Here is a 23,017-nt window from a genome sequence, read left to right on the forward strand (position 1 = left end):
CTAGGCTGGATGACGATGTCGAACGCCGCCGGAACCCCGCCCGCATCCCCGACCATCCGTCCGATCCGCGCCGAGGAGTCCGCCGCCGAGGCCGCCCTGATCGGGCGCGCCTTCGCCGCAGGGCCGTACGGTCACCTGCCGAAAGGCGCCGAGCGCGCCGCGTTCGAGGCCGACACGGCGGGGCGTGCCGCCGACGGCGCCGTGCTCGTCGCGCTCGACGCCCAAAGCGGCGTCGTCGGCACGGCGAGCGTGCTGCGCGCCGGCACTCGCTACTCGCGGGTCGCCCGGCCCGGCGAGGCCGAGGTGCGCCTCATCTCCGTCGACCCAGCCGTGCAGGGCGGCGGACTCGGCGCCGCGCTCACGCGGGCGAGCCTCGAGGCGGCGCTCGAGTGGGGTGCGTCGGCGCTCGTGCTCGACACGGGCAGCCGCAACACCAGGGCCCAGGCGCTCTACGAACGACTCGGCTTCGAGCGCGCGCCCGAGCGCGACGCGGCGGTCGGGGCCGACGTCGACTCGGTCGTGTACCGATACCCGCTTCAGCAGCGCGACGACGTCGTGGTGCGATCGATGCGGGACGGCGAGGCCGATCACGTCGCCCGGCTCGTCGAGTCGGCGTACGCCGCCGACTTCGAGCTGAACGCGGGGTATCGCGCCGACATCGTCGCCGTGGCCGAGCGTGCGCGCGACCATCGGGTGTGGGTCGCCGTCGACTCGGCGACCGGCGAGCTCCTCGGCACGGCGTCGACGCCGCGAGCAGGCGCGACGATGTCGCCGGTCGCGCGGGCCGGCGAGCTCGACTTCCGCTTCCTCGGCGTCGCACCGGGTGCCCGGCGGCGCGGCATCGGCGAGACGCTCGTGCGGCACGTGCTGCGACTCGCGCGCATCCGCGGGATGGACCGGGTGGTGCTCAACACCGGCCCCGACATGCTCGACGCGCAGCGGCTCTACGACCGGCTCGGGTTCGCCCGCCTGCACGAGCGCGAGTACCGCTTCGTGCGCCCAGACGGGTCGGGCTTCCAGATGCTCGCCTATGGACGCGACGCCGCGTGACCGCTTCGTGCGCCGCCGCCCCGGTGGTGGGTCGGGGTTCCGGATGCTCGCCTGTGGACGCGACGCCGCGTGACCGCTTCGTGCGCCGCCGCCCCGGTGGTGGGTCGGGCTTCCGGATGCTCGCCTATGGACGCGACGCCGCCTGACGGCAGCGAAGCGGCGCCCCTGCCGCGGTCGGTCGGGAGCGTGGCCGGGTCGCCCCCGCTCAGACGATCGGGTCGGGCCCGACCCGCGACATCCAGTCCGCCGCTCGGTCGATCGGCGCGAACCCGAACTTCTCGTAGAGGCCGTGGGCGTCGCCCGTGATGAGCACCACGCGCTTCAGGCGCAGCGGGTCGAGCGTCGCGAGCACGTACTCCATCAGCGAGACGCCGAGGCGCTCGCCGCGGCTCTCGGGGTCGACGATGACATCGCAGAGCCAGGCGAAGGTGACGCCGTCGGTGACGACGCGGGCGTAGGCCAGCTGCCCGCCCGAGTCGCGGTCGTACACGCCGAAGTTCATCGACCCGTCGATCGCCGCATCCTGCGTCTCGCGAGGTCGGCCGAGCGCCCAGTAGGCGTGCTCGGAGAGCCAGCGGTGCACGCGTTCGCGGTCGAGCCGGGCGGGGTCGGTCGAGAAATCGAGGTCGCGGGGCATCGGTCCAGCGTATCGGGGCGCGGTTCGAGCGGATGCCTCCACCGAGGCATCCGCTCGACGGGAGCACGTCAGCGCACGGTCTTGCGCGACGTGATCTGACCCGTGTCGAATCCGAGCAGGTGGAGGCCTCCGTGGAAGCGGGCGTGCTCCACCTTGATGCAGCGGTCCATGACGACGGTGAGCCCCTGCTCCTCGCCGTAGTACGCGGCCTCCTCGTTCCAGATGCCGAGCTGCACCCAGATGGTCTTCGCACCGGCCGCGACGACCTCGTCGACGACCTTCGGGATGTCGCTGCCCCGGCGGAACACGACGACGACGTCGGGCACCTCGGGCAGGTCCGTGAGGCTCGCGTACGCCGGCTGGCCGAGGATCTCGGTCTCCATCGGGTTCACGAAGTAGAGGCGGTAGTCGCTCGACTGCTGCAGGTACGTGCCCACGAAGTAGCTCGAGCGCTGCGGCTTCGGCGAGGCGCCGACGATCGCGACCGACTTCGCCGCGTCGAGGATGCGCAGGCGAGCCTTCGCGTCGGGACCCGTCCACGTGCGCTGCGAGCGCAGCAGCTTCGCGAGCGGCGAGTCGGCGGGCAGGTCGCAGCTCAGGCCGTTGACGAGGCGCACGGTCTCGAGCTCGGCCGCCGCCGAGGCATCCGTCTGCGTCGCCTGCCCGGTGATGGTGTCGGTCATCGCGTGCCTCCTGTCGCGGCGGCGAGCGCCTGGTCGAGATCGTAGATGATGTCGTCGACGTCCTCGATGCCGATCGAGAGCCGCACGACGCCGGGCAGCACGCCCGCGTCGACGAGCTGCTGCTCGGTGAGCTGGGCGTGCGTGGTCGACGCCGGGTGGATGATGAGCGTCTTCGCGTCGCCGATGTTCGCGAGGTGCGACGCGAGGTTCACGTTCTCGATGAGCGCCTGGCCCACCTGCCGGCCGCCCTTCACCTCGAAGCTGAACACCGAGCCCGGGCCTTGCGGCAGGTACTTCTTCGCGCGGTCGTGGTGCGGGTGGCCCTCGAGGCCCGCCCAGAACACGCGCTCGACCCGCGGGTCCTCGGCGAGCCACCGGGCGACGGCGCGGGCATTGTCGACGTGCGCCTGGATGCGGTACGGCAGGGTCTCGACGCCCTGCGCGAGGAGGAACGCCGAGTGCGGCGCGAGCGTCGGGCCGATGTCGCGCAGCTGCTCGGCGCGGAGGCGCGTCAAGAAGGCGTACTCGCCGAAGTTGCCCGACCACTCGAGGCCGCCGTAGCTCGGCACCGGCTGGCCGAACAGCGGGAACTTCTCCGAGTGCCAGTGGAACCGGCCCGACTCGACCACGACGCCGCCGAGGGTCGTGCCGTGCCCGCCGAGGAACTTGGTCGCCGAGTGGGTGACGATGTCGGCGCCCCATTCGATCGGGCGGTTGAGGTACGGGGTCGCGATCGTCGAGTCGACGATGAACGGGATGCCGTGGGCGTGGGCGACGTCGGCGAGCGCCTCGAGGTCGGCGATCTCGCCCGAGGGGTTCGCGATCGTCTCGACGAAGAGGGCCTTCGTGTTCTCGCGGATGGCCGCGGCGTAGTCGTCGGCGTCGGAACCGGCGACGAAGGTCGTCTCGATGCCGAAGCGGCGGAGCGTCACGTCGAGTTGGGTGATCGAGCCGCCGTAGAGCTGCGCGGAGGCGACGATGTGGTCGCCGGCTCCCGCGAGCGATGCGAAGGTGATGTACTGCGCGGCGAGTCCGGAGGCGGTCGCGACGGCGCCCAGGCCGCCCTCGAGGCTCGCGATGCGCTCCTCGAAGCTCGCGACCGTCGGGTTCGCGAGGCGTGAGTAGATGTTGCCGTACTTCTGGAGGGCGAACCGTGCCGCGGCGTCGGCGGTGTCGTCGAAGACGAACGCACTCGTCTGGTAGATCGGCAGCGCGCGGGCGCCCGTCACCTGGTCGGGGATGTTGCCCGCGTGGATGGCGCGGGTCTTGAAGCCGTATTCGCGGTCTGCCATGCCGAGAACGCTACGCGCACCCGGCGTCGGCCTCGCGCCCGCGGCGTAACCTACGGCAACGGATGCCTCGCACCCGCCCCGTGCACCCGTCGGCGGAGGGGGTCGGTCGGGCCAGGGTGCACAGGGGTTGATCAGGCCGGTTCGCTATCCTGTGATCAGGTCGCCCACCCCGGCGGCCACCGGACGAGGGCACCCAGTACCCGGACACGACGACTGGCACGCGACATCCTTCTCGATGTCGATCTGGTCGGGAGTGAACAGTCATGGCATGGGTCATCCTCATCGTCTCGGGCGTGCTCGAAGCCGTCTGGGCCACCGCACTCGGCAAGAGCGAGGGCTTCACGAAGCTCTGGCCGAGCGTGATCTTCTTCGGCGCCCTCGCCCTCTCCATGGGCGGGCTCGCGTGGGCCATGCGAGACATCTCGACCGGTACCGCCTACGCGGTCTGGGTCGGCATCGGCGCGGCACTCACGGTCGTCTGGGCGATGATCACGGGCGATTCGGATGTCTCGTGGCTGAAGCTCGCCCTCATCGCCGGCCTCGTCGGCTGCGTCATCGGGCTCAAGTTCGTCGACGGAGGCGCCGGCCACTAGCGATGCGCCGGGTGCTCACGCCTCCTGGGCCGGGTGCCAGGCGAGCGCGACCCAGATGAGGAGCGCGTTGAACCCGAAGCCCACGACGATGAGCACGTTGTCGTAGAGGCCCTTGTAGGGCAGCGCTGCGAGGTTGAACAGCACGAGCGCGGCCGAGACGATGACGGTGATCCACTTGAGCGGGGTCGCCGGCACCATGAGCGAGATCGTGATCATCGCGATCGGCACGAGCATGATGAGTGCGGCCAGCACCCACATCCAGCTCGCGGCCGCCCTGTCGCCGATCCTGCCCGGCTCGGCATCACCGGCGAAGATGCGCAGCACGTCGCCGAGCAGGTAGACCAGCATGAGCGAGATCCAGCCGCCGGCGAGGATGACACGGGTCGGGTCCATGGTCAAGCCGCCGCCTCGGCCGACCCGCCCGCCGCGCCCGCGCCCGCGGCCTCCTGCGGATGCAGCACGAGGTTGCCGACCTTGCGGCCCGAGTCGACGCGGGCGTGCGCCTCGGCGAGGCGGTCGAGCGGCATCGTCTCGTCGATGACGACCCGCAGTGCGTCCGCCTCGACGAGGTCGAGCAGGGTCGAGAAGTCCTCGGGTCGCTCGGGTGAGGTGCCCGTCTTCACCGGACCGTGGGCGGTGATCATCTCGCCGAGGCTCGCGACGGCGAGCAGCAGTCGCCCGCCCTCGGCGAGGAGCGGTCGCCCGGTCGCCGGGCTCAGCACGCCCACCGTGTCGAACACGACGTCGAAGCGCTCGCCGCGTGACTCGAGCGACTCGAGCGGCGTCGCGCGGTAGTCGACGACCCGGTCGGCGCCGAGCGCGGTGACCAGTTCGGCGTTCGGTGCGCTCGTGACGGCCGTGACCCTCGCCCCGAAGTGCTTCGCGAGTTGCACGGCGTTCGTGCCGACCGCGCCCGAGGCTCCGACGACGAGCACGTGCTCGCCCGGCCGCACCGCGGCCTTGTCGCGCAGGTAGTGCAGCGCCGTCGCGCCGCCGAACAGCACCCCGGCCGCGTCGTCGAACGACACCCCGTCGGGGATGCGCGCGAGCCGCGAGGCGGGGACCGCGACGAGTTCGGCGTGCGCGCCCATGCGCGCGCCCGTCATGCCGCAGACGCGGTCGCCGACGGCGAACCCGGATGCCGCTGAGGCGATGCCGCCCGCGTGCGGGGCACCGCCCGTGGCATCACCACCGATCGTCTCGACGACCCCGGCGAAGACCACGCCGAGCACCCTGGCGCGCGGGCCGTTCACCCCGAGCGCGAGCCTGCCCGGCAGGGCGAAGCCGCGCGGGAACCGGGCGCCGCGGATGCGGGCGTCGCCCGAGTTGACGGTCGCCGCCATGACGCGCACGAGCGCCTCGCCGCGGCCCGCGACGGGATCGGGCACCGTGTCGACCCGTACGACCGACGGCGGACCGTACCGATCGACCACTCCTGCACGCATGTTGCTCCCTTACACCTGTAAGTCCCTGTGTCGATCACGATAGCCTTACAGTCGTAAGGATGCAAGCATCGCCCGAGAACGGAGTCGGCATGGCCCAGCGCACCCCGCTCAGCCGCGAGCGCATCATCGCCGCCGCGATGCAGGTCGCCGACGACGGCGGCCTCGCGGCCGTCAGCATGCGCAGCGTCGGCAAGGCACTCGGCGCCGAGGCGATGTCGCTCTACCACCACGTCTCCGGCAAGGAGGAACTCCTCGATCTCCTCGCCGACGCGGCGTTCGACGAGATTCCGCTGCTCGAGATCGGCACGCCGTGGCGCGCCGCGATGACCGCCCGCGCCGACACCATGCGCGCCGTGCTCAAGAAGCACTCCTGGGCGCTCGGCCTCCTCGAGTCGCGGTCGGATCCCGGACCGGCCGTCATGCGGCACCACGACCGCGTGCTCGGAGTGCTGCGGCGCGACGGCTTCGACCTCGCGCTCGCCGCACACGCCTACTCGGTGCTCGACGCCTACATCTACGGCTTCGTGCTCACCGAGCTCAACCTGCCGTTCACTCCCGACGTCGGCGCCGACGCCTTCGCCGAAGGGCTCGAACTGCCCGCCGACGAGTACCCGCACCTCGCCGAGATGCTCGAGCAGATGGTCCTCGGGCACGACTACGACTTCGGCGACGAGTTCGGCTACGGCCTCGACCTCGTGCTCGACCAGCTCGAGCTGCGGCTCGCGGCTCACCAGGCCTGAGTTCGCTCAGCCCCAGCTCGGCAGCCAGAAGTGCAGCTGCCGCACGATGGGCGTGAGCGGTATCCCCGTCCAGATCGGCAGGAAGAACGCCGACACGGCGATCACGACGACGAGGTAGACCCCGACCGTCCAGAGCCCTCCCTGCCGGCGCCAGCGCGGGTCGGTCGGCCTGCCCGCGACGATGCCGATGACGTAGACGAGCGCGAGCACGAGGAAGGGCTCGAACGCGATCGAGTAGAACTGGAACACCGTGCGGTTCAGGTACATGAGCCACGGCAGGTAGCCGGCGGCGAGACCGACGAGGATCGCGGCCGCCTGCCACTCGCGGTACCGCGCGAAGCGGTAGACGAGGTAGAACGCGGCGAGCGCCGCCGCCCACCAGATGAGCGGGTTGCCGACCTCGATGATCGACGAGACCTGCCCGTTCGCGTCGTCGTAGTACATGTTGGTCGGTCGGATCATGAAGAGCCACGTCAACGGATTCGACTGCCAGGGGTGCTCGCTGTGCACGCCGACGTGGTACTGGTAGGCCGAGGAATGGTAGTGCCAGAGGCTCTGCAGCGCCTTCGGCACCCAGGCGAGCGCGCCGGTCCACGCGTTGCCGTCCTCGTCGGCCCAGTGCCGGTAGTAGCCGCCGTCGGTCGTGAGCCAGCCGGTCCACGACGCGAAGTAGACGACCATTGCGACCGGCACGAGCAGCACGAACGTGACGGGCGCCTGCTTGAGCAGCGCCGCGCTCGCCCAGAACGGTACGCCAGCACGGCGGCGGGCGAGGGCGTCGACGACCACCAGGTAGACGCCGAAGGCCGCGAGGAACCAGAGTCCCGACCACTTCACCGCCGTCGCGGCCCCGAACGCGGCGCCCGCGGCGACGACCCATGGCCTCGCCCACAGCGCGGGGCCGAAATGCGGATCCCGACCGGCGCCCCACTCGGCCGCCAGCCGGCGGTCGAGCGCCCGCTCCGCATGCTCGCGATCGATCAGGACGAACCAGAACCCGAGCAGGCAGAAGAGCATGACCCAGTTGTCGAGCAGCGCGACGCGCGACATCACGATCGCGTTGCCGTCGATCGCGAAGAGGAGGCCTGCGACCACCGCGAGCGAGGTCGAGGCGAAGAGCCGCCGCGCCACCATCGTCAGGAGGAAGACCGCGATCGTGCCGGCCAGCGCCGTCGTCGCGCGCCACCAGAACGCGTCGCCCGCGCCGAACGCGGCCATGCCGAGCCCGATGAGCCACTTGCCGAGCGGCGGATGCACGACGTACGCGGGGTCGTCGAGGTAGACGTTCGGGTCGCCGCGGGCGAAATCGGCGTCGGCGCCGTCGGGCCAGCTCGACTCGTAGCCGTTGTGCCAGAGGGTCCAGGCGTCCTTCACGTAGTAGGTCTCGTCGAAGACGATCTGGTGCGGGTGGCCGAGCCCCCAGAAGCGCAGCACTGCGGCGACGAGCGTGACGAGGAGGGGGCCGCCCCACGTCCAGAGTGCGCGACGACGCGGCGTCGCGGTCGCGGCGGCCCACCACTCGTCGAGCCGTGATCCACGCGGCTCGACGACGGCCTCGTCGGCGTCGTCGAGTCGGGACCCCTGGGGTTCCACCGTCTCGTCGACACTCATGCGCCCAACCCTAGGACAGACTGGAACCCATGATCATCCTCGCGGCGACCCCCATCGGCAATCTCGGCGATGCGTCGACGCGACTGCGCGAGGCGCTCGGGACGGCGACCGTGATCGCCTCGGAGGACACCCGCGTGACCCAGCGCCTGCTCGCGGCGCTCGGCATCGACAACCGGCCGCGCCTCATCGCCCTGCACGAGCACAACGAGCGGCAGAAGGCGGCCGAACTCGTGGAGCTCGCCCGCGACGACGATCTCCTCGTGCTGAGCGACGCCGGTATGCCGACCGTCTCCGACCCCGGCTTCCCGCTCGTGGCCGCGGCCGCCGCCGCCGGTGTCGTCGTCACGGTGATCCCCGGGCCTTCGGCCGTGGTCACGGCACTCGCCGTCTCGGGGCTGCCCACCGATCGGTTCGCGTTCGAGGGCTTCCTGCCCCGCAAGGCCGGCGAGCGCGGCCGCCGGCTCGCGGAGCTCGCGGGCGACCGGCGCACGCTCGTCTTCTTCGAGGGCCCGTCGCGGGTCGCCGCGAGCCTCGAAGCGCTCGCGGAGGCCTTCGGAGCCGACCGGCCGGCGGCCGTGTGCCGAGAACTCACGAAGCTCCATGAGGAGGTGCGCCGCGGCCCGCTCGGCGAGCTCGCGGCCTGGGCGGCCGACGGCGTGCGCGGCGAGATCGTCATCGTCGTCGGGGGAGCGGGCGACGTCGTGGTCGACGCCGATGCCGCGCTCGAACGGGTGCTCGGCCTCGCGGCATCGGGCACCCGGCTGAAGGACGCCGCCTCGCTCGTCGCCGCTGAGACCGGCCTCGGCAAGCGCGAGCTCTACGAGGCCGCGCTCGCGAGCCGCGACGGGCGCTGAACCGCGCGCCGCAGCCGCCGTCGCAGAACGCTCACCCCGCGCGCAACCCCTGTCGGTCGGCCCCCGATTGGGGGACAATGGAACCGTTCGCACGATCCAGGAGGTGCGAGATGGCAACCAGAGACGAGTCGCGGGCCTTCACGGCCCGGGCGGTGCGATACGCCGAGTTCGGCGGCCCCGAGGTGCTGCACGTCGACGAGGTGCCGATGCCGGTGCCCGGCGACGGCGAGGTGCTCGTCGAGGTCTTCGCGGCGGGGCTCAACCCCGCAGAGAGCGCGACGAGGCGCGGCGAGCACGACGGCCAGGGCCCGATCGCCCTCCCGGCGATGCAGGGGCGCGACCTTGCCGGGGTGGTCATCGCGACCGGCCCCGACGTCGGGCGGTTCGGCCGCGGCGACGAGGTCATGGGTTTCGTCGAGCGCGGCGCGCAGGCCACGCACGTCGCGGTACCCGAGCGCCAGCTGCTGCCGAAGCCGGCCGGGCTCTCGTGGGAGGTCGCCGGTTCGCTCTACGTCGCCGGCACGACCGCATGGAACGCCGTCGAGGGCCTCGCCCTCGGCCCCGACGACACGGTCGTCGTCACCGCCGCCGCCGGCGGGGTGGGCTGCCTCGCCGTGCAGTTCGCACGGATGCGCGGCGCGACCGTCATCGGCACGACGACCCAGGAGCGCTTCGACTTCCTGCGGCAGTTCGGCGTGATCCCCACGCGATACGGACCGGGGCTCGCCGAGCGGGTGCGGGCGATCGTCGAGGAGACCGAGCATGCGCGACCCGTGAGCGCCTTCCTCGACTTCCTCGGCGGCGAGACCGACGCCGCCGCCGAGCTCGGGGTGGCGAGTTCCCGCACGCTGACCGTGCTCGACCACGAGGCGGTCGAAGCCGACGATGCGGTCGCGGCGGGCACGGGCGACGTCGTCGCGATGGGGCGGGTGGCCGCGCTCGTCGCGGCCCGCCGGGTGCGATTGCCGATCGCCGACGTGTTCGGGCTCGACGGCATCGTCGACGCGTACCGGGCGCTCGACCGGCGCGACGCGCCGGGCAAGATCGTGCTCGGCCTCAGGGTGGTCGACTATCCGGGCCAGAAGGTGCGCGAACCCGCGATCAAGGAGCAGGACGTCACCCTCGGCGTGCCGACCCCGCACGCCCACATGGAGGTGACCGAGGCGATCCCGCCCGCGATCGGCGACGGCAGCGTGCGGCGCCGTCACCGCGAGGAGCACGAGCGGGAGCAGGCGGCGGCGGCCGAGTAGTGCGGGGGTTTCGCGATGCCTCCTCCTTCGCCGGTCGCCGCTCAACAGCGGAGGCGAGTAACGCAGACGTGGAGGCATCCCGTGCGCCCATGGGGTTGAGCGGCCCTGTGGGTCGAGTCCGAGGCCTCCGCAGTACTGCTGCGTCGTGCGCCCGTGGGGTTGAGCGGCCCTGTGGGTCGAGTCCGAGGCCTCCGCAGTACTGCTGCTTCGTGCGCCCATGGGATTGAGCGGCCCTGTGGGTCGAGTCCGAGGCCTCCGCAGTAATGCTGCGTCGTGCGCCCATGGGGTTGAGCGGCCCTGTGGGTCGAGTCCGAAGCCTCCGCAGTAATGCTGCTTCGTGCGCCCATAGGATTGAGCGCATGGCCGAAGCCTCCTCGTTCTACATCACCACGCCCATTTTCTACGTGAACGACGTGCCCCACATCGGGCACGCGTACACCGAGGTCGCCGCCGACGTGCTCGCGCGCTGGCACCGGCAGGCGGGCGACGACACGTGGATGCTCACGGGCACCGACGAGCACGGCCAGAAGATCCTGCGCACCGCGACCGCGAACGGCGTCACCCCGCAGGAGTGGGCCGACAAGCTCGTCGCCGACGCCTGGATCCCGCTGCTCGAGACGGTCGACATCGCGAACGACGACTTCATCCGCACGACCGACGCGCGCCACGAGGCGAACGTGCAGAAGTTCCTGCAGAAGCTCTACGACGACGGTCACATCTACACGGGCGAGTACGAGGGCTACTACTGCGTCGGCTGCGAGGAGTACAAGCAGGAGTCCGACCTCGTCGCGGGCACCGGCGAGTACGAGGGGCAGCAGGTCTGCGCCATCCATTCGAAGCCCGTCGAGCTGCTGCACGAGAAGAACTACTTCTTCCGCACCTCGGCGTTCGCCGAGCGGCTGCTCGCGCTCTACGAGGAGCACCCCGACTTCGTGCAGCCCGAGTCGGCGCGCAACGAGGTGCTCGGCTGGGTGCGCTCGGGCCTCGCCGACCTCTCGATCTCGCGGTCGACGTTCGACTGGGGCGTCAAGGTGCCGTGGGACGAGACCCACGTCGTCTACGTCTGGTTCGACGCCCTGCTCAACTACATCACCGCCGTGGGCTACGGGCAGGACGACGACGAGTTCTCGCGGCGCTGGCCCGCGCAGCACATCGTCGGCAAGGACATCCTGCGCTTCCACGCCGTCATCTGGCCGGCGATGCTGATGGCCGCCGGCCTCGAGGTGCCGAAGGGCGTCTTCGGCCACGGCTGGCTGCTCGTCGGCGGCGAGAAGATGTCGAAGTCGAAGCTCACGGGCATCGCGCCCGAGCAGATCACGTCGACCTTCGGCTCCGATGCGTTCCGCTACTACTTCATGCGCGCGATCGCGTTCGGCCAGGACGGCTCGTTCTCCTGGGAGGACCTCGCCGCCCGCTACCAGGCCGAACTCGCGAACGGCTTCGGCAACCTCGCCTCGCGCGTCGTCGCGATGATCAACCGGTACTGCGACGGCGTCGTGCCTCGGCAGGGCGCGCTCGAGGCGGCCGACATCGAGATCGGTGCGGTCGAACGACGGGCGACGGATGCCTCGTGGCAGGCCATCGACCGCATCGCGATCCATGAGGCGATCGGTGCGGCGTGGGAGCTCGTCGACGCGCTCAACGGCTACCTCACGGCCGAGGAGCCCTGGGCGCTTGCGAAGGACCCCGAGCGGCGCGACCGGCTCGAGACCGTGCTCGCGACGGCCTACCGCGGGCTCGGCACCCTCGCGGTGCTGCTCTCGCCGGTGCTGCCGAAGGCGACGGCGAAGCTGTGGACGGCGCTCGGCGCGCCCGGCACGGTGCAGGACGCGCGCGTCGACCTTGCGTACGAGGCGGAGCTCGGCGAACGCGTCGCCCCGCTCGAGGCGCTGTTCCCGCGGGTCGAGGTCGCGGAGTAGGTCGGTGCCGCCCTCGAAGACGTCCGGTCAGGGCTACCCGCCGCTGCCCGAGCCGCTGCCCGTCGCGGTCTATGACAACCACACGCACCTCGAACCGAGCGACGACGCACCGCCCGGGCGTCCCGAGACGCTGCTCGACGTGCATGAGCACCTCGAGCGGGCCGCAGCGGTCGGCGTCGCCGGGGCCGTGCAGGTCGGCACCGATGTGGCGACGAGCCGCTGGTCGGCCGCGGCCGCCGCGCGCGAAGCGCGGCTCCTCGCCGCGGTGGCGCTGCACCCCAACGAGGCGCCCGAGCTCGAGGCATCCGGAACGCTCGACGACGCCCTCGCCGTGATCGACGAGCTGGCGGCGGAGCCGCGAGTGCGGGCCGTCGGCGAGACGGGACTCGACTTCTTCCGCACCGGCGACGAGGGGCGGCCGGCGCAGTTCCGCTCGTTCGAGGCGCACATCGACATCGCGAAGCGGCACGGCATCGCGCTGCAGATCCACGATCGAGACGCGCATGACGAGGTCGTCGCAACGCTGCGCCGGGTCGGCGCTCCCGAGCGCACCGTCTTCCACTGCTTCTCGGGCGGCGAGGAGCTCGCCGGCCTCGCGGCCGACGAGGGCTGGTACTGCTCGTTCGCGGGCAACGTGACGTTCAAGAACGCCGAGAACCTGCGCGACGCGCTGCGTGCGGTGCCCCGCGACCGCATCCTCGTCGAGACCGACGCGCCCTACCTCACCCCGGTGCCGCTGCGCGGCCGGCCGAACGCCCCCTATCTCGTGCCGCACACGGTGCGGTTCATGGCCGAGACCCTCGGGGCCCCGCTCGACGAGTTCTGCGCGCAGCTCGCGGCGAACACGGTCGCGGTGTACGGCTCGTGGGAGGATGAGCGGCATGCACCGCCACGAGGCTGAGCCCGCCGACGGCGCCGAGGCCGCGACGCCGCGCCTGCTCGGCCCGGCCGAGATCCGCGACCTCGCCGAGCTCCTCGACGTCACGCCCACGAAGAAGCTCGGGCAGAACTTCGTCCACGACGCGAACACGGTGCGCCGCATCGTGCAGACCGCCGGCGTGCAGCGCGGCGAGACCGTGCTCGAGATCGGGCCCGGGCTCGGCTCGCTCACGCTGGGCCTCCTCGAGGCCGGCGCCGAGGTCGTCGCCGTCGAGATCGACGGGCGCCTCGCCGAGCAGTTGCCGCACACCGTCGCGATCATGCAGCCGGGCACCTCGCTCACCGTCGTGCACCAAGACGCGCTCAAGGTCGTCGAACTGCCGGCCGACCCGGTGCGACTCGTCGCGAACCTGCCCTACAACGTCTCGGTGCCGGTGCTGCTGCACCTGCTCGAGCACTTCCCGTCGCTCGTGTCGGGCATCGTCATGGTGCAGGCCGAGGTCGGTCACCGGCTCGCGGCCGAGCCCGGGTCGAAGGTCTACGGCGCGCCGAGCGTCAAGGCCGCCTGGTACGGGCGCTGGCGAACGGCCGGCCAGGTGTCGCGCATGGTGTTCTGGCCCGTGCCGAACGTCGATTCGGTGCTCGTGGGCTTCGAGCGCGCCGAGCAACCGGGCACCGAGGTCGAGCGCGTCGCGACGTTCGCACTCGTCGACGCCGCCTTCCAGCAGCGGCGCAAGATGCTGCGTCAGTCGCTCTCCGGCGTGCTCGGCGGCAGCTCGTCCGCCGCGGCCGAGGTGCTGACGGCGGCCGGTGTCGACCCGCAGGCGCGCGGCGAGCAGTTGAACGTCGACGACTTCCTGCGCGTCGCGCGCACCGCGGCATCCGCCTGACGTCTCGGCGACTGCGTCGGGTCTCGACGTGGCGGCGCCGTCCGCACGCGCGGCCGCGCGCCCCGGCGAGATGTCGGAGATTCCGGGCGCAAGCGGGCGCCGAGCGGCATATCGCACGGTTCTTCCGACACGCCTGCCGTCGGCCGGGTTGGGGTGAGCGCGACGCGGACGGGTGACGCAGACGGCCGTTATTCTCGTCGCATGGCGAAGACGACGGTGGGGGCGAACGCCGATGGCGTCGGCGACGACGCGGTGGGCGCGGCGACGGGGCGGCCGCGAGAGGAGTGGTTCGCGGTGCTCGACGAGGCGGGCGCCGAACAGTTGACGCACCAGCAGATCGCGACCCGGTTGGCCACCCTGCACGGGGTCGACCCCTGGTGGGCGCAGAACGTGACCGTGGCCTACGAGCAGGCCCGCGGCATCCGCCGTCCAGGGCAACGGCAGGACGGCACCTACGAGGCGAGCGTCACCCGCACCGTCGACCTCGAGAAGGCCGACGGTCTGCGTGCGCTCGCGACGCTCGTCGAACGCGAGCTCGGGGTGGCCCCGCTCGCGCTCAACCTCGGTGCGAAGCATCCCACCGCCCGTTTCCCGCTCGAGAGCGGCGAGTTCGTGCTCGCCTCGGCGAGCGAGCGCGCCGGCGGACGCAGCTCGATCGGCCTCACCTGGGGTCGCATGCCCGACGACGAGCGCCTCGCGGACGTGAAGTCGCGCATGCGGGCGTGGCTCGCCGAGGTCGGCTGAGCGCGGCGCGCGCGGTCGGCGCCCGGACGCCGTCGGGTAGCGTGGGGGCATGACGATCGCCTGGGCCGACGAGGCAGTGCACGTTCGGGCGCCCGGCAAGATCAATCTGTTCATGCGCGTCGGCGCGGTGCAGTCCGACGGCTACCACGATGTCGCGACCGCGTACCAGGCCGTCTCGCTCTACGAGGACGTGCGCGCCTGGCCCGACGACGAGTTCAGCGTCGCGTTCGGCGGCTCGATCGACGTCTCCGGCCTCCCGACCGACGGCTCGAACCTCGCGATCAAGGCGGCGAAGCTGCTGGCGCGCACCGTCGGCGTGCCGGGCGGCGTGCGGCTCGAGATCGAGAAGCACGTGCCGATCGCCGGCGGCATGGGCGGCGGCAGCGCCGACGCGGCGGCGACCCTCGTCGCGTGCGACGCCCTCTGGGGCACAGGCCTCACCAAGGAGGAACTGCACGCGCTCGCGGCCAAGCTCGGCGCCGACGTGCCGTTCGCCCTCTCCGGCGGCACGGCCATCGGCACCGGCCGCGGCGACCGGCTGAGCCCGGCGCTCGCGACCGGTTCGTTCCACTGGGTCCTCGCGGTCGCCGAGTTCGGCCTCTCGACGCCGGGGGTCTACCGCGAACTCGACCGCCGGCGCGAGGCGCACCCCGAGACCGACCCGGGCGACGTGACCCCCGCCGTCGACGCGGAGGTGCTGCACGCTCTGCGAGCGGGCGACGCGCGCATGCTCGCCGACGCGCTGCACAACGACCTGCAGGCGGCGGCGCTCGGGCTGGCGCCCGGGCTCGGCGGCATCCTCGAGCTCGGCGAGGCGCACGGAGCACTGGCCGGGATCGTCTCCGGATCCGGCCCGACGGTGGCGTTCCTCGTCGAGGACGCCGATTCGGCGATCGAGCTGCAGGTCGCGCTGTCGGCCGCGCGGCTCAACGCCGTGCACGTGCACGGCGCCGTGCACGGCGCGCGCCTGGTCGCCGGGTAGGGAACCGGATCGGGACCGTGGTCCCGGTGCGCTCATCTCGAGACGGCGCCCGGGCGCCGGTTCGACCCGCCGCCCGCGTCGCCACTGCGCCGACCGCGGAGACGTCGTGCGTCGCCGCCCGAGCGACGGGCGGCTAGGCTCGTTCGGTCATGGCACACCTCCTCGGCGCCGAGCGCCTGCATCTCGAGTTCCCGACGCGTACCGTCTTCGACGAGGTGACCCTCGGCATCGACGAGGGCGACCGCATCGGCATCGTCGGCCGCAACGGCGACGGCAAGTCGACGCTCCTGAAGCTGCTCGCCGGGCGCCTCGAACCCGACGGCGGCCGCGTCACCCAGCGGCGCGGCCTGCGCATCGGCATGCTCGACCAGGCCGACATCGTCGACCCGGGCAAGACCGTGGCCGAGGCAGTCGTCGGCGGCATCGACGAGCACGTGTGGGCCGGCGACGCGAAGGTGCGCGACGTCATCTCGGGCCTGCTCGCGGATGTCCCGTGGCAGGCGCCCATCGCAAGCCTCTCGGGCGGGCAGCGGCGCAGGGTCGGGCTCGCGGCACTCCTCGTGGGCGATTGGGACGTGCTGTTCCTCGACGAGCCGACGAACCACCTCGACGTCGAGGGCATCGCCTGGCTCGCACGCCACCTGAAGCAGCGCTGGACGGCGACCGCCGGAGCGGTCGTCGTCGTGACCCACGACCGCTGGTTCCTCGACGAGGTCTGCACCGCGACCTGGGAGGTGCACGACGGCATCGTCGAGCCCTTCGAGGGCGGGTACGCCGCGTACATCCTGCAGCGGGTCGAGCGCGACCGGATGGCCGCGGCGAGCGAGGCGAAGCGCCAGAACCTCATGCGCAAGGAGCTCGCGTGGCTGCGCCGCGGCGCCCCTGCCCGCACCTCGAAGCCGAAGTTCCGGATCGAGGCGGCGAACCAGCTCATCGAGAACGAGCCGCCCGTGCGCGACACCGTCGAGCTCAGCCGGCTCGCGGTCTCGCGGCTCGGCAAGGACGTGGTCGACCTGCTCGACGCGACGGTCGAGTACCCCGGACTCGACGGGGCGCCGCGCACGGTGCTCCGCGATGTCGAGTGGCGGATCGCGCCGGGGGAACGCACCGGCATCCTCGGCGTCAACGGCGCCGGCAAGTCGACGCTGCTCGGCCTGGTCACCGGCGCGGTGACGCCGACCTCGGGCCGCGTCAAGCGCGGCAAGACGGTCAAGATCGCGACGCTCAGCCAGGAACTCGCCGAACTCGCCGAGTGGGGCGACGAACGCGTGTCGGCGGTCGTGGCCGAGCAACGGGCGAGCTACACGATCGGACAGGGCTCGAAGGCCGTCGAGCTCACGCCCGGGCAGCTGCTCGAGCGCCTCGGGTTCTCGAGCCAGCAGCTGTCGACCCCGGTGAAGAACCTCTCGGGCGGGCAGAAGCGGCGGCTCCAGCTGTTGCTGATCCTGCTGCAGGAACCCAACGTGCTCATCCTCGACGAGCCCACCAACGACCTCGACACCGACATGCTCGCTGCCATCGAGGACCTGCTCGACTCCTGGCCGGGCACGCTGCTCGTGGTCTCCCACGACCGCTACCTCATCGAGCGCGTCACCGACCGGCAGCTCGCGGTGATCGACGGTCACCTGCGCGACCTGCCGCGCGGAGTTGAGCAGTACCTGGAGCTGCGCAAGACGGCGGATGCCTCGCGGCCGACGCCGTCCGCATCCGAGCGCCGAGGTTACGAGGCGCACGCTTCGCAACCGGCCCAGCCGGTCGCGACGGGATCCGGGAGCGCGCCCTCCCTGGCCGGCGCCGATCGCCGGGCCGCCGAGAAGGAGCTCGCCTCGATCGACCGTCGGCTCGAGAAGCTGCAGGGCGAGATCGCCCGGCATCACGAGCAACTCGCCCGTCATGACCAGTCCGACTACGTGGGGCTCGGCGCGCTCGGCGACGAGCTGCGCGAGCTCGAGGCATCCGTGGCCGATCTCGAGACGCGTTGGCTCGAAGTATCTGAGCTGCTCGAAGGGTGACGTCGCAGAAGCTGTGACGCAGTGTGACCATGTGGTCAACAGGGCGAAGATGCTTCGCCTAACGTGGAGATGCGCCCGCGTTCGCGGCATCGAAGCCCCCACCGACATCCTCCGTGGCGGAGCCATGCCGGCACCCAGCCGATCAGGCCCTCGTTCGCGTGCGCCCACCGAGAGAGGAACCCCATGTCACGCCGTACCCGCATCACCTCAGTCATCGCCGCGCTCGCCGCGGTGCCCCTCGTCGCCACGCTCGCGGCCTGCGCCTCGAACGGCGCCGCCGGCGCCGAGGCCGGCTCCGACGACGTCGTGAAGATCGGCGTGGTCGGCGCGGGCGACCCCCAGTGGGACGCGTTCGAGAAGGCCGCGGCCGACGAGGGCATCAGGATCGAGATCGTGAACTTCACCGACTACGCGCAGCCGAACCCCGCGACGACCGAGGGCGAGCTCGACCTCAACCAGTTCCAGCACATCGTCTACCTCGCCGACTACAACGTGTCGGCCGGTGAGGACCTGGCACCGATCGGCGCGACGGCGATCTACCCGCTCGGCCTCTACTCGACGAAATACGAGTCGGTCGACGACATCGAGAAGGGCGAGACCGTCGCCGTGCCGAACGACGAGTCGAACCAGGCCCGCGCGCTGCTCGTGCTGCAGTCGGCCGGCCTCGTCGAGCTGAAGAGCGGCGGCACGATCTTCAGCGATCTCGCCGACATCGACGAGGCGAAGTCGAAGGTGAAGGTCACCGCGCTCGACGCGGCCCTCACCCCGACCTCGCTGCCCGACGTGGCCGCCGCCGTCATCAACAACGACTTCGTCGAGGACGCCGGGCTGAAGTTCGAGGACGCGATCGCGAAGGACGACCCGACCGACCCGAACGCGCTGCCCTACGTCAACATCTTCGCGACCCGCGCCGAGGACAAGGACAACGCGACGTACAAGAAGCTCGTCGAGATCTTCCAGACCGACCCCGACGTGCAGGCCGGCCTCATCGAGGCCTCGGGCGGCACGGGTGTGCCGGCGACCACTCCGGTCGCCGACCTCGAGGACTCGCTCGCGAAGGTCCAGGCCGACACCGAGGCGCACTCGGGCTGATCGTCTGCTCGTCTGCTCGTCTCCCGACGGGGACGACGATCGCCGCGGGCGGTGGGCGCCGAATCAGTGCCCACCGCCTGCGGCGTTCCATGCGGGCCACAAGCCCAGGAGGAGAACCACCATGGCGCTCGTCGCGCTGAAGAACGTCACCAAGGCGTATCCGCCCCAAGGTCGTGACGGGGCTGAGATCGTCGCCGTCGACGACGTCACCCTCGACATCGAGCCGGGCGACGTCTACGGCATCATCGGCTATTCGGGAGCGGGCAAGTCGACCCTGCTCCGGCTCGTGAACGCGCTCGAGCCCGCCACCGCCGGATCGATCGAGATCGACGGCCGCGAGATCGTGGGCCTTCCCGAACGCGAACTGCGCGGCATCCGCCTCGGCATCGGCATGATCTTCCAGCAGTTCAACCTGTTCGGCGCGAAGACCGTCGCCGGCAACATCGCCTACCCGCTCAAGGTGGCCGGGTGGTCGAAGGCCGAGATCGAGCCCCGGGTCGCCGAACTGCTCGAGTTCGTCGGGCTCGCCGAGAAGGCGAAGGCGTTCCCCGACCAGCTCTCGGGCGGCCAGAAGCAGCGCGTCGGCATCGCCCGGGCGCTCGCGACGTCGCCACGGCTGCTGCTCGCCGACGAGGCGACGAGCGCACTCGATCCCGACACGACGCAGGAGGTGCTCGAACTCCTCAAGCGCGTCAATCGCGAGTTCGGCGTCACGATCATCGTGATCACCCACGAGATGGACGTCATCCAGTCGATCGCGACGAAGGTCGCCGTCATGGACGGCGGCCGCGTGATCGAGAACGGCGAGGTCTTCGACGTGTTCTCGAGGCCGCGGAACGCGTCGTCGCAGCGGTTCGTTGCGACGGTCGTGAAGGGCGTGCCGTCGCCCGCCGAGCTCGCGGTGCTGCGCGAGCGCCACGAGGGCCGCATCGTCACGATCTCGTTCCGCGACAGCGACGCCTCGCAGGCACAGGTCTTCGTCGAGCTCGCGAACGCGGGGCTCGACTTCGAGCTCGTCTACGGCGGCATCAACGACATCCAGGGGCGAGCGTTCGGCCACCTGACGCTCGCGATCAGGGGGGCGGATGCCTCCATCGACAGCGTGCTCGCCTCGATCGCGTCGCGCGCGGAAGTGACGGAGGCCCGCTGATGGATCGCCTGTTCGAGCTCGGCCCCGATTTCTGGACCGCCGCCTTCGAGACGCTGTACATGGTCGCACTGACGCTGCTCATCGGCGGCGCGATCGGGCTCGTGCTCGGCATCGTGCTCTACGCGTCGCGTGCGGGCGGCCTCATGCCGAACCCGATCGTCTACAACGTGCTCAACGTCGTCATCAACTTCTTCCGCCCGATCCCGTTCATCATCTTCATCGCCGCCGTGCAGCCGCTCGCCCGCTACGTGATCGGCATCGGCATCGGCAACGACGCCATGATCTTCTCCCTCTCGATCGCGGCATCGTTCGCGATCTCGCGCATCGTCGAGCAGAACCTCGTCACCGTGTCGCCGGGCGTCATCGAGGCGGCACGGGCGATGGGCGCCGGGCCGGTCAGGATCCTGCGCACGGTCGTCATCCCCGAGGCGCTCGGACCGCTCATCCTCGGGTACACGTTCATCGTCGTCGCGATCGTCGACATGACCGCGATGGCGGGGTTCATCGGCGGCGGCGGGCTCGGCAACTTCGCGCTCGTCTACGGCTACCGCCAGTTCGAGCCGGCGATCACGTGGGCGGCGCTCCTGCTCATCGTGGTCTTCGTGCAGGCGCTGCAGTTCCTCGGCAACTGGCTCGCCCGCAAGGTGATGCGCCGGTAGCGGCTCGGACGGCGTCGAGTCGTTCGTTCGCAGCGGTCGCGGGCGGTCGTGGGCGCCGTTCGTCGGCGCTCGGCGGTGATCTGCGCTCTGCGGTCTTCACCCGGTGTGGTCTCTGGTGCGCTCTGCGGACATCAGCCCGGTGTGATGATCGGCTCGTGGTGATCGGTTCAGTGTGATCTGTGGCGCGCCCTGCGGTGCTCAGCCCGGTGTAGTTATCGGCCCGGTGCGGTGATCGGCCCGGTGGCGTCGATGGGACTGGTCAGAACGGCGCGTTCGGTGGGTACTCATCGCCGTCCGGCTCGACGTTCGGCCGGCGCGATGCGTCGGCAACCCGACCCGGCACGGTTGGCTCGCGGTGATCGCGGCAATCACGGTGATCGCGGTGATCGGCCGGCCGTGGTGTCGTCGGTATCGGTTCGGCCGGATGGGTCGCGTAGACCCGCCCCGAAGACGAGCGCCACTCGAGGATGCCGCCGCCACGGTGCACGACCGACCAGGCCGTCTCGTGTTTCAGGTGATGATGCCCGGCGCAGAGGTGCGCGAGGTTGTCGTGCGCGGTCGGATTGCCGTCGGCGTAGTCGCGGGTGTGATCGATCTCGCTGCGACCCGCCGGCCTGTTGCAGCCGGGGAACCGGCAGGTGCCGTCTCGCACCCGCAGCCAGCGGCGCAGGTCGGCCGGCGGTCGGTAGCTCGCACGGTCGACATCGAGCACCGCGCCCGTCACGGGGTGCGTGAGCAACCGGGTGAACGAGGGAGCGGTCGCGGTGAGGCGTCGTGCGGTGTCGGCGTCGATCGGCCCGTAGCCGTCGAGGTGCCCCGGCGTCTCGTCGAGCCCCATGAGCGTGAAAACCGGAACGGTGACATGCACCGTCGCACGCGCCGACGCGATCGCCTCCGCCCCGCGGTCGCCAGCGGGGAGAAGGCCGAAACGGAGGAGGTCGCCGGCGAAGTCGGCGCGAAGTTGCTCGTGGTTGCGGTCTTCATCACCGCGGCCGGCGCCGCCAACCCGACCGCTCACGCCCCTGACGTCGGCGCCGGCGGCGGTGTGTGCGGTGTCGTCGAGCCGCACGAAGATGCTCAACGCATCGGCCGCCGGCAGGAGCACGTGCAGCCAGGCCATGCCGTCGGTGGCGGGCTCGAATTCGACTCGCCGGGTCTCGCGGGCGGCCCGATGCCGTTCTGACGTCGTCTCGGCGAGGAGCTCTTCACGAAGTCGGCGGGCCTTGACCCGCAGTTTCGCCGCAGTGAGGTCGGCCCCGAGCGCGGCGAGGCGCTCGTCGAGCTCGGCACGCACGCGCGGCCGGTCGGCGAGATCGCAGCCGGCGCCGACGATGACCCGAGCGTGCTGCATCGTGAGTTCGCCGCGTCGCAGCGCCGACAGGGTGGCCGGCAGCTGGTTCGACAGCACCCACGCTTCGTCGATCTCGCGCTGCATCGTGCGCTCCGGGGTTCGCAGCGCGGCCGCGAGTTCGGCCACGACGCTGCGGCGCGCCATCTCGTCGCGACGCGCGGGCGACAGCGACGCCGACACGAATGCGCCGGCATGGCGCAGTGCGAAGGCGACGGTCATCGCGATCACGTCGATGTGCATGGCGCGATGCATCGCCTCGATGCGTTGCGCTCGCACGGCGGCGTCGACGAGGACGGCGAGGCTCTCTTGCGCACGAGCGAACGGGGACATCTCGGAGGGGGGTGGGAACGCTGCGGGTGACGGCGCGACGGGCACCGCGAGTCCTCCGGGAACGGAGGTGGTGTGCTCGTCGAAGGCCATGCCCCATCGTATCAAGATTCGAACGAATGTTCGAGTGTTTCGCCGAGTGAATGCGCGGCCGCGACGCGATGCGAATGCGAACGTTCGGGCCCGGGACGCGGCCGGACGTCGGTGCGAGACGCCGGTCCGCCCAGGGCCCACACGGCAGACGGCACCTCGAGCATGCGCCGAGGAGTCGGGCGCACGACCCATCCTCCACAGGCGCTGCTCCGCGGCATCCGTCACGAATCGGGCCGTCGCGGGCGGCACCACCCCGGCGCGCCCGCAGGATCGACGCATGACCGACCGAGACGCCGACACCGAACCGACGAGGCAGTGCAGCACCGACCCGCACCTGCCCGACGTGCCCGTGATGACCGACGCTGCACTGCAGGACCGGGTCGAGGAGCTCATCCAGCGGGCGTTCCGCCGTCAATTGTGGACGCTCTTCTTCGATGACGAGGGCTACCAGTTGCTCATGATGCCGATGGCCGACTACCCCGGTGCCCCCGACGGGCCGACCCCCGAGGGCACCGCCGCGCAGCTGCTGGCGAACCGCGTGGCGTACGTCTGCGACTTCATCGGGGCGACGCGGGTCGCCTTCGCCTGGGAGCGCCGCGGTCCCGAGCAGAGCACTCCTGTCGACCGCGAATGGGCGTGCGGACTGGCAGCGGCCTGCCGGAACGAGCACGTCGAGGTGTGGTCGCAGTTCATCGTGCACGACGGCGGCGTCCGCTGGTTCGCGCGCGACGACGACGCCTGACCGGGTGCCTCCGGGCGAGGGC

Annotated in this window: 22 protein-coding genes; 15 read left to right on the forward strand and 7 right to left on the reverse strand. The window is 71.4% G+C overall.

Annotated elements, in window-relative coordinates; translation table 11 throughout:
- Nucleotides 1-15: 15 nt before the first annotated feature.
- Nucleotides 16-1,050 carry a GNAT family N-acetyltransferase gene (locus ACFWGP_RS15875; RefSeq protein ID WP_231430321.1) on the forward strand — a complete coding sequence of 345 codons (1,035 nt, stop codon included), beginning with the start codon at nt 16-18 and terminating at the stop codon, nt 1,048-1,050.
- 205 nt (nt 1,051-1,255) lie between these two features.
- Here the strand turns inward: ACFWGP_RS15875 and ACFWGP_RS15880 are convergent, their stop codons facing one another.
- The 3 genes from ACFWGP_RS15880 to ACFWGP_RS15890 form a co-directional block, all read right to left on the reverse strand.
- Entirely contained in the window at nt 1,256-1,687 is a 432-nt protein-coding gene (locus tag ACFWGP_RS15880; RefSeq protein ID WP_231430322.1) for a GNAT family N-acetyltransferase, read from the reverse strand.
- Between the two features lie 68 nt (nt 1,688-1,755).
- On the reverse strand, nt 1,756-2,370 hold the full coding sequence (locus ACFWGP_RS15885) for a CoA-binding protein (protein WP_231430323.1): 615 nt from the start codon (nt 2,368-2,370) through the stop codon (nt 1,756-1,758).
- Nucleotides 2,367-3,662 (reverse strand): O-acetylhomoserine aminocarboxypropyltransferase/cysteine synthase family protein, encoded by a 1,296-nt coding sequence (locus ACFWGP_RS15890; protein ID WP_231430324.1) that lies wholly within the window; start codon nt 3,660-3,662, stop codon nt 2,367-2,369. The genes ACFWGP_RS15885 and ACFWGP_RS15890 overlap by 4 nt, the downstream gene beginning before the upstream one ends.
- A 263-nt stretch (nt 3,663-3,925) precedes the next feature.
- On the opposite strand from ACFWGP_RS15890, the gene ACFWGP_RS15895 reads away from it, so the two are divergent.
- Nucleotides 3,926-4,255 carry a multidrug efflux SMR transporter gene (locus ACFWGP_RS15895; RefSeq protein ID WP_231430325.1) on the forward strand — a complete coding sequence of 110 codons (330 nt, stop codon included), beginning with the start codon at nt 3,926-3,928 and terminating at the stop codon, nt 4,253-4,255.
- Nucleotides 4,256-4,270: 15 nt separating this feature from the next.
- On the opposite strand, the gene ACFWGP_RS15900 is transcribed toward ACFWGP_RS15895, so the two are convergent.
- Nucleotides 4,271-4,648, reverse strand: coding sequence for a hypothetical protein (locus tag ACFWGP_RS15900; RefSeq protein WP_275505610.1), 378 nt, complete (start codon nt 4,646-4,648; stop codon nt 4,271-4,273).
- Nucleotides 4,649-4,650: 2 nt separating this feature from the next.
- Complete coding sequence (locus ACFWGP_RS15905) at nt 4,651-5,700, reverse strand: NAD(P)-dependent alcohol dehydrogenase (RefSeq protein WP_376931341.1); 1,050 nt, start codon at nt 5,698-5,700, stop codon at nt 4,651-4,653.
- A 59-nt stretch (nt 5,701-5,759) separates the two neighbouring features.
- Here ACFWGP_RS15905 and ACFWGP_RS15910 point away from each other — a divergent pair, with 59 nt between their 5' ends.
- Entirely contained in the window at nt 5,760-6,440 is a 681-nt protein-coding gene (locus ACFWGP_RS15910; RefSeq protein WP_376931342.1) for a TetR/AcrR family transcriptional regulator, read from the forward strand.
- Between the two features lie 6 nt (nt 6,441-6,446).
- Here ACFWGP_RS15910 and ACFWGP_RS15915 read toward each other — a convergent pair whose 3' ends face one another.
- The gene (locus ACFWGP_RS15915) at nt 6,447-8,051 is read right to left on the reverse strand and encodes a dolichyl-phosphate-mannose--protein mannosyltransferase (RefSeq protein ID WP_376931343.1); all 1,605 of its coding nucleotides are present in this window, start codon (nt 8,049-8,051) and stop codon (nt 6,447-6,449) included.
- A 29-nt stretch (nt 8,052-8,080) separates the two neighbouring features.
- Between ACFWGP_RS15915 and rsmI the strand changes: the two genes are divergently transcribed.
- The 11 genes from rsmI to ACFWGP_RS15970 all read left to right on the forward strand — a co-directional run bounded on the left by rsmI (nt 8,081) and on the right by ACFWGP_RS15970 (nt 20,482).
- On the forward strand, nt 8,081-8,905 hold the full coding sequence (gene rsmI / locus ACFWGP_RS15920) for a 16S rRNA (cytidine(1402)-2'-O)-methyltransferase (RefSeq protein ID WP_231430330.1): 825 nt from the start codon (nt 8,081-8,083) through the stop codon (nt 8,903-8,905).
- Between the two features lie 110 nt (nt 8,906-9,015).
- On the forward strand, nt 9,016-10,155 hold the full coding sequence (locus ACFWGP_RS15925) for an NADP-dependent oxidoreductase (RefSeq protein ID WP_231430331.1): 1,140 nt from the start codon (nt 9,016-9,018) through the stop codon (nt 10,153-10,155).
- A gap of 359 nt (nt 10,156-10,514) precedes the next feature.
- Nucleotides 10,515-12,074: a methionine--tRNA ligase gene (gene metG, locus ACFWGP_RS15930; RefSeq protein WP_376931344.1), complete on the forward strand. Its 1,560-nt coding sequence runs from the start codon at nt 10,515-10,517 to the stop codon at nt 12,072-12,074.
- Between the two features lie 4 nt (nt 12,075-12,078).
- Nucleotides 12,079-12,975 (forward strand): TatD family hydrolase, encoded by an 897-nt coding sequence (locus ACFWGP_RS15935; protein ID WP_231430333.1) that lies wholly within the window; start codon nt 12,079-12,081, stop codon nt 12,973-12,975.
- Complete coding sequence (gene rsmA, locus ACFWGP_RS15940) at nt 12,956-13,843, forward strand: 16S rRNA (adenine(1518)-N(6)/adenine(1519)-N(6))-dimethyltransferase RsmA (RefSeq protein ID WP_231430334.1); 888 nt, start codon at nt 12,956-12,958, stop codon at nt 13,841-13,843. The genes ACFWGP_RS15935 and rsmA overlap by 20 nt, the downstream gene beginning before the upstream one ends.
- Before the next feature lie 201 nt (nt 13,844-14,044).
- On the forward strand, nt 14,045-14,587 hold the full coding sequence (locus ACFWGP_RS15945) for a hypothetical protein (protein ID WP_275505617.1): 543 nt from the start codon (nt 14,045-14,047) through the stop codon (nt 14,585-14,587).
- Between the two features lie 49 nt (nt 14,588-14,636).
- The gene (locus ACFWGP_RS15950) at nt 14,637-15,569 is read left to right on the forward strand and encodes a 4-(cytidine 5'-diphospho)-2-C-methyl-D-erythritol kinase (RefSeq protein ID WP_231430336.1); all 933 of its coding nucleotides are present in this window, start codon (nt 14,637-14,639) and stop codon (nt 15,567-15,569) included.
- Nucleotides 15,570-15,718: 149 nt separating this feature from the next.
- Complete coding sequence (locus ACFWGP_RS15955; RefSeq protein ID WP_231430337.1) at nt 15,719-17,581, forward strand: ABC-F family ATP-binding cassette domain-containing protein; 1,863 nt, start codon at nt 15,719-15,721, stop codon at nt 17,579-17,581.
- A gap of 183 nt (nt 17,582-17,764) precedes the next feature.
- Nucleotides 17,765-18,673 carry a MetQ/NlpA family ABC transporter substrate-binding protein gene (locus ACFWGP_RS15960; protein WP_275505619.1) on the forward strand — a complete coding sequence of 303 codons (909 nt, stop codon included), beginning with the start codon at nt 17,765-17,767 and terminating at the stop codon, nt 18,671-18,673.
- A 121-nt stretch (nt 18,674-18,794) separates the two neighbouring features.
- Nucleotides 18,795-19,823 (forward strand): methionine ABC transporter ATP-binding protein, encoded by a 1,029-nt coding sequence (locus ACFWGP_RS15965; protein ID WP_231430339.1) that lies wholly within the window; start codon nt 18,795-18,797, stop codon nt 19,821-19,823.
- The gene (locus ACFWGP_RS15970; RefSeq protein WP_231430340.1) at nt 19,823-20,482 is read left to right on the forward strand and encodes a methionine ABC transporter permease; all 660 of its coding nucleotides are present in this window, start codon (nt 19,823-19,825) and stop codon (nt 20,480-20,482) included. Before ACFWGP_RS15965 ends, ACFWGP_RS15970 begins: the two co-directional genes overlap by 1 nt.
- 259 nt (nt 20,483-20,741) lie before the next feature.
- On the opposite strand, the gene ACFWGP_RS15975 is transcribed toward ACFWGP_RS15970, so the two are convergent.
- Nucleotides 20,742-22,253: a DUF222 domain-containing protein gene (locus ACFWGP_RS15975; RefSeq protein ID WP_376931345.1), complete on the reverse strand. Its 1,512-nt coding sequence runs from the start codon at nt 22,251-22,253 to the stop codon at nt 20,742-20,744.
- 277 nt (nt 22,254-22,530) lie between these two features.
- Here ACFWGP_RS15975 and ACFWGP_RS15980 point away from each other — a divergent pair, with 277 nt between their 5' ends.
- Complete coding sequence (locus tag ACFWGP_RS15980) at nt 22,531-22,995, forward strand: hypothetical protein (RefSeq protein ID WP_376931346.1); 465 nt, start codon at nt 22,531-22,533, stop codon at nt 22,993-22,995.
- Nucleotides 22,996-23,017 lie beyond the last annotated feature (22 nt).

Source organism: Agromyces sp. NPDC127015 (genome assembly GCF_042725165.1).
Classification (GTDB): domain Bacteria; phylum Actinomycetota; class Actinomycetes; order Actinomycetales; family Microbacteriaceae; genus Agromyces; species Agromyces chromiiresistens.

Coding starts and splice junctions, on each gene's coding strand:
- ACFWGP_RS15925 (WP_231430331.1), top strand. CDS start 9,016: ATGGCAACCAGAGACGAGTCGCGGGCCTTCACGGCCCGGGCGGTGCGA.
- ACFWGP_RS15910 (WP_376931342.1), top strand. CDS start 5,760: ATGCAAGCATCGCCCGAGAACGGAGTCGGCATGGCCCAGCGCACCCCG.
- ACFWGP_RS15890 (WP_231430324.1), bottom strand. CDS start 3,662: ATGGCAGACCGCGAATACGGCTTCAAGACCCGCGCCATCCACGCGGGC.
- ACFWGP_RS15905 (WP_376931341.1), bottom strand. CDS start 5,700: ATGCGTGCAGGAGTGGTCGATCGGTACGGTCCGCCGTCGGTCGTACGG.
- rsmA (WP_231430334.1), top strand. CDS start 12,956: ATGCACCGCCACGAGGCTGAGCCCGCCGACGGCGCCGAGGCCGCGACG.
- ACFWGP_RS15885 (WP_231430323.1), bottom strand. CDS start 2,370: ATGACCGACACCATCACCGGGCAGGCGACGCAGACGGATGCCTCGGCG.
- ACFWGP_RS15975 (WP_376931345.1), bottom strand. CDS start 22,253: ATGGCCTTCGACGAGCACACCACCTCCGTTCCCGGAGGACTCGCGGTG.
- metG (WP_376931344.1), top strand. CDS start 10,515: ATGGCCGAAGCCTCCTCGTTCTACATCACCACGCCCATTTTCTACGTG.
- ACFWGP_RS15900 (WP_275505610.1), bottom strand. CDS start 4,648: ATGGACCCGACCCGTGTCATCCTCGCCGGCGGCTGGATCTCGCTCATG.
- ACFWGP_RS15945 (WP_275505617.1), top strand. CDS start 14,045: ATGGCGAAGACGACGGTGGGGGCGAACGCCGATGGCGTCGGCGACGAC.
- ACFWGP_RS15955 (WP_231430337.1), top strand. CDS start 15,719: ATGGCACACCTCCTCGGCGCCGAGCGCCTGCATCTCGAGTTCCCGACG.
- rsmI (WP_231430330.1), top strand. CDS start 8,081: ATGATCATCCTCGCGGCGACCCCCATCGGCAATCTCGGCGATGCGTCG.
- ACFWGP_RS15970 (WP_231430340.1), top strand. CDS start 19,823: ATGGATCGCCTGTTCGAGCTCGGCCCCGATTTCTGGACCGCCGCCTTC.
- ACFWGP_RS15950 (WP_231430336.1), top strand. CDS start 14,637: ATGACGATCGCCTGGGCCGACGAGGCAGTGCACGTTCGGGCGCCCGGC.
- ACFWGP_RS15880 (WP_231430322.1), bottom strand. CDS start 1,687: ATGCCCCGCGACCTCGATTTCTCGACCGACCCCGCCCGGCTCGACCGC.
- ACFWGP_RS15915 (WP_376931343.1), bottom strand. CDS start 8,051: ATGAGTGTCGACGAGACGGTGGAACCCCAGGGGTCCCGACTCGACGAC.
- ACFWGP_RS15895 (WP_231430325.1), top strand. CDS start 3,926: ATGGCATGGGTCATCCTCATCGTCTCGGGCGTGCTCGAAGCCGTCTGG.
- ACFWGP_RS15965 (WP_231430339.1), top strand. CDS start 18,795: ATGGCGCTCGTCGCGCTGAAGAACGTCACCAAGGCGTATCCGCCCCAA.
- ACFWGP_RS15875 (WP_231430321.1), top strand. CDS start 16: ATGTCGAACGCCGCCGGAACCCCGCCCGCATCCCCGACCATCCGTCCG.
- ACFWGP_RS15960 (WP_275505619.1), top strand. CDS start 17,765: ATGTCACGCCGTACCCGCATCACCTCAGTCATCGCCGCGCTCGCCGCG.
- ACFWGP_RS15980 (WP_376931346.1), top strand. CDS start 22,531: ATGACCGACCGAGACGCCGACACCGAACCGACGAGGCAGTGCAGCACC.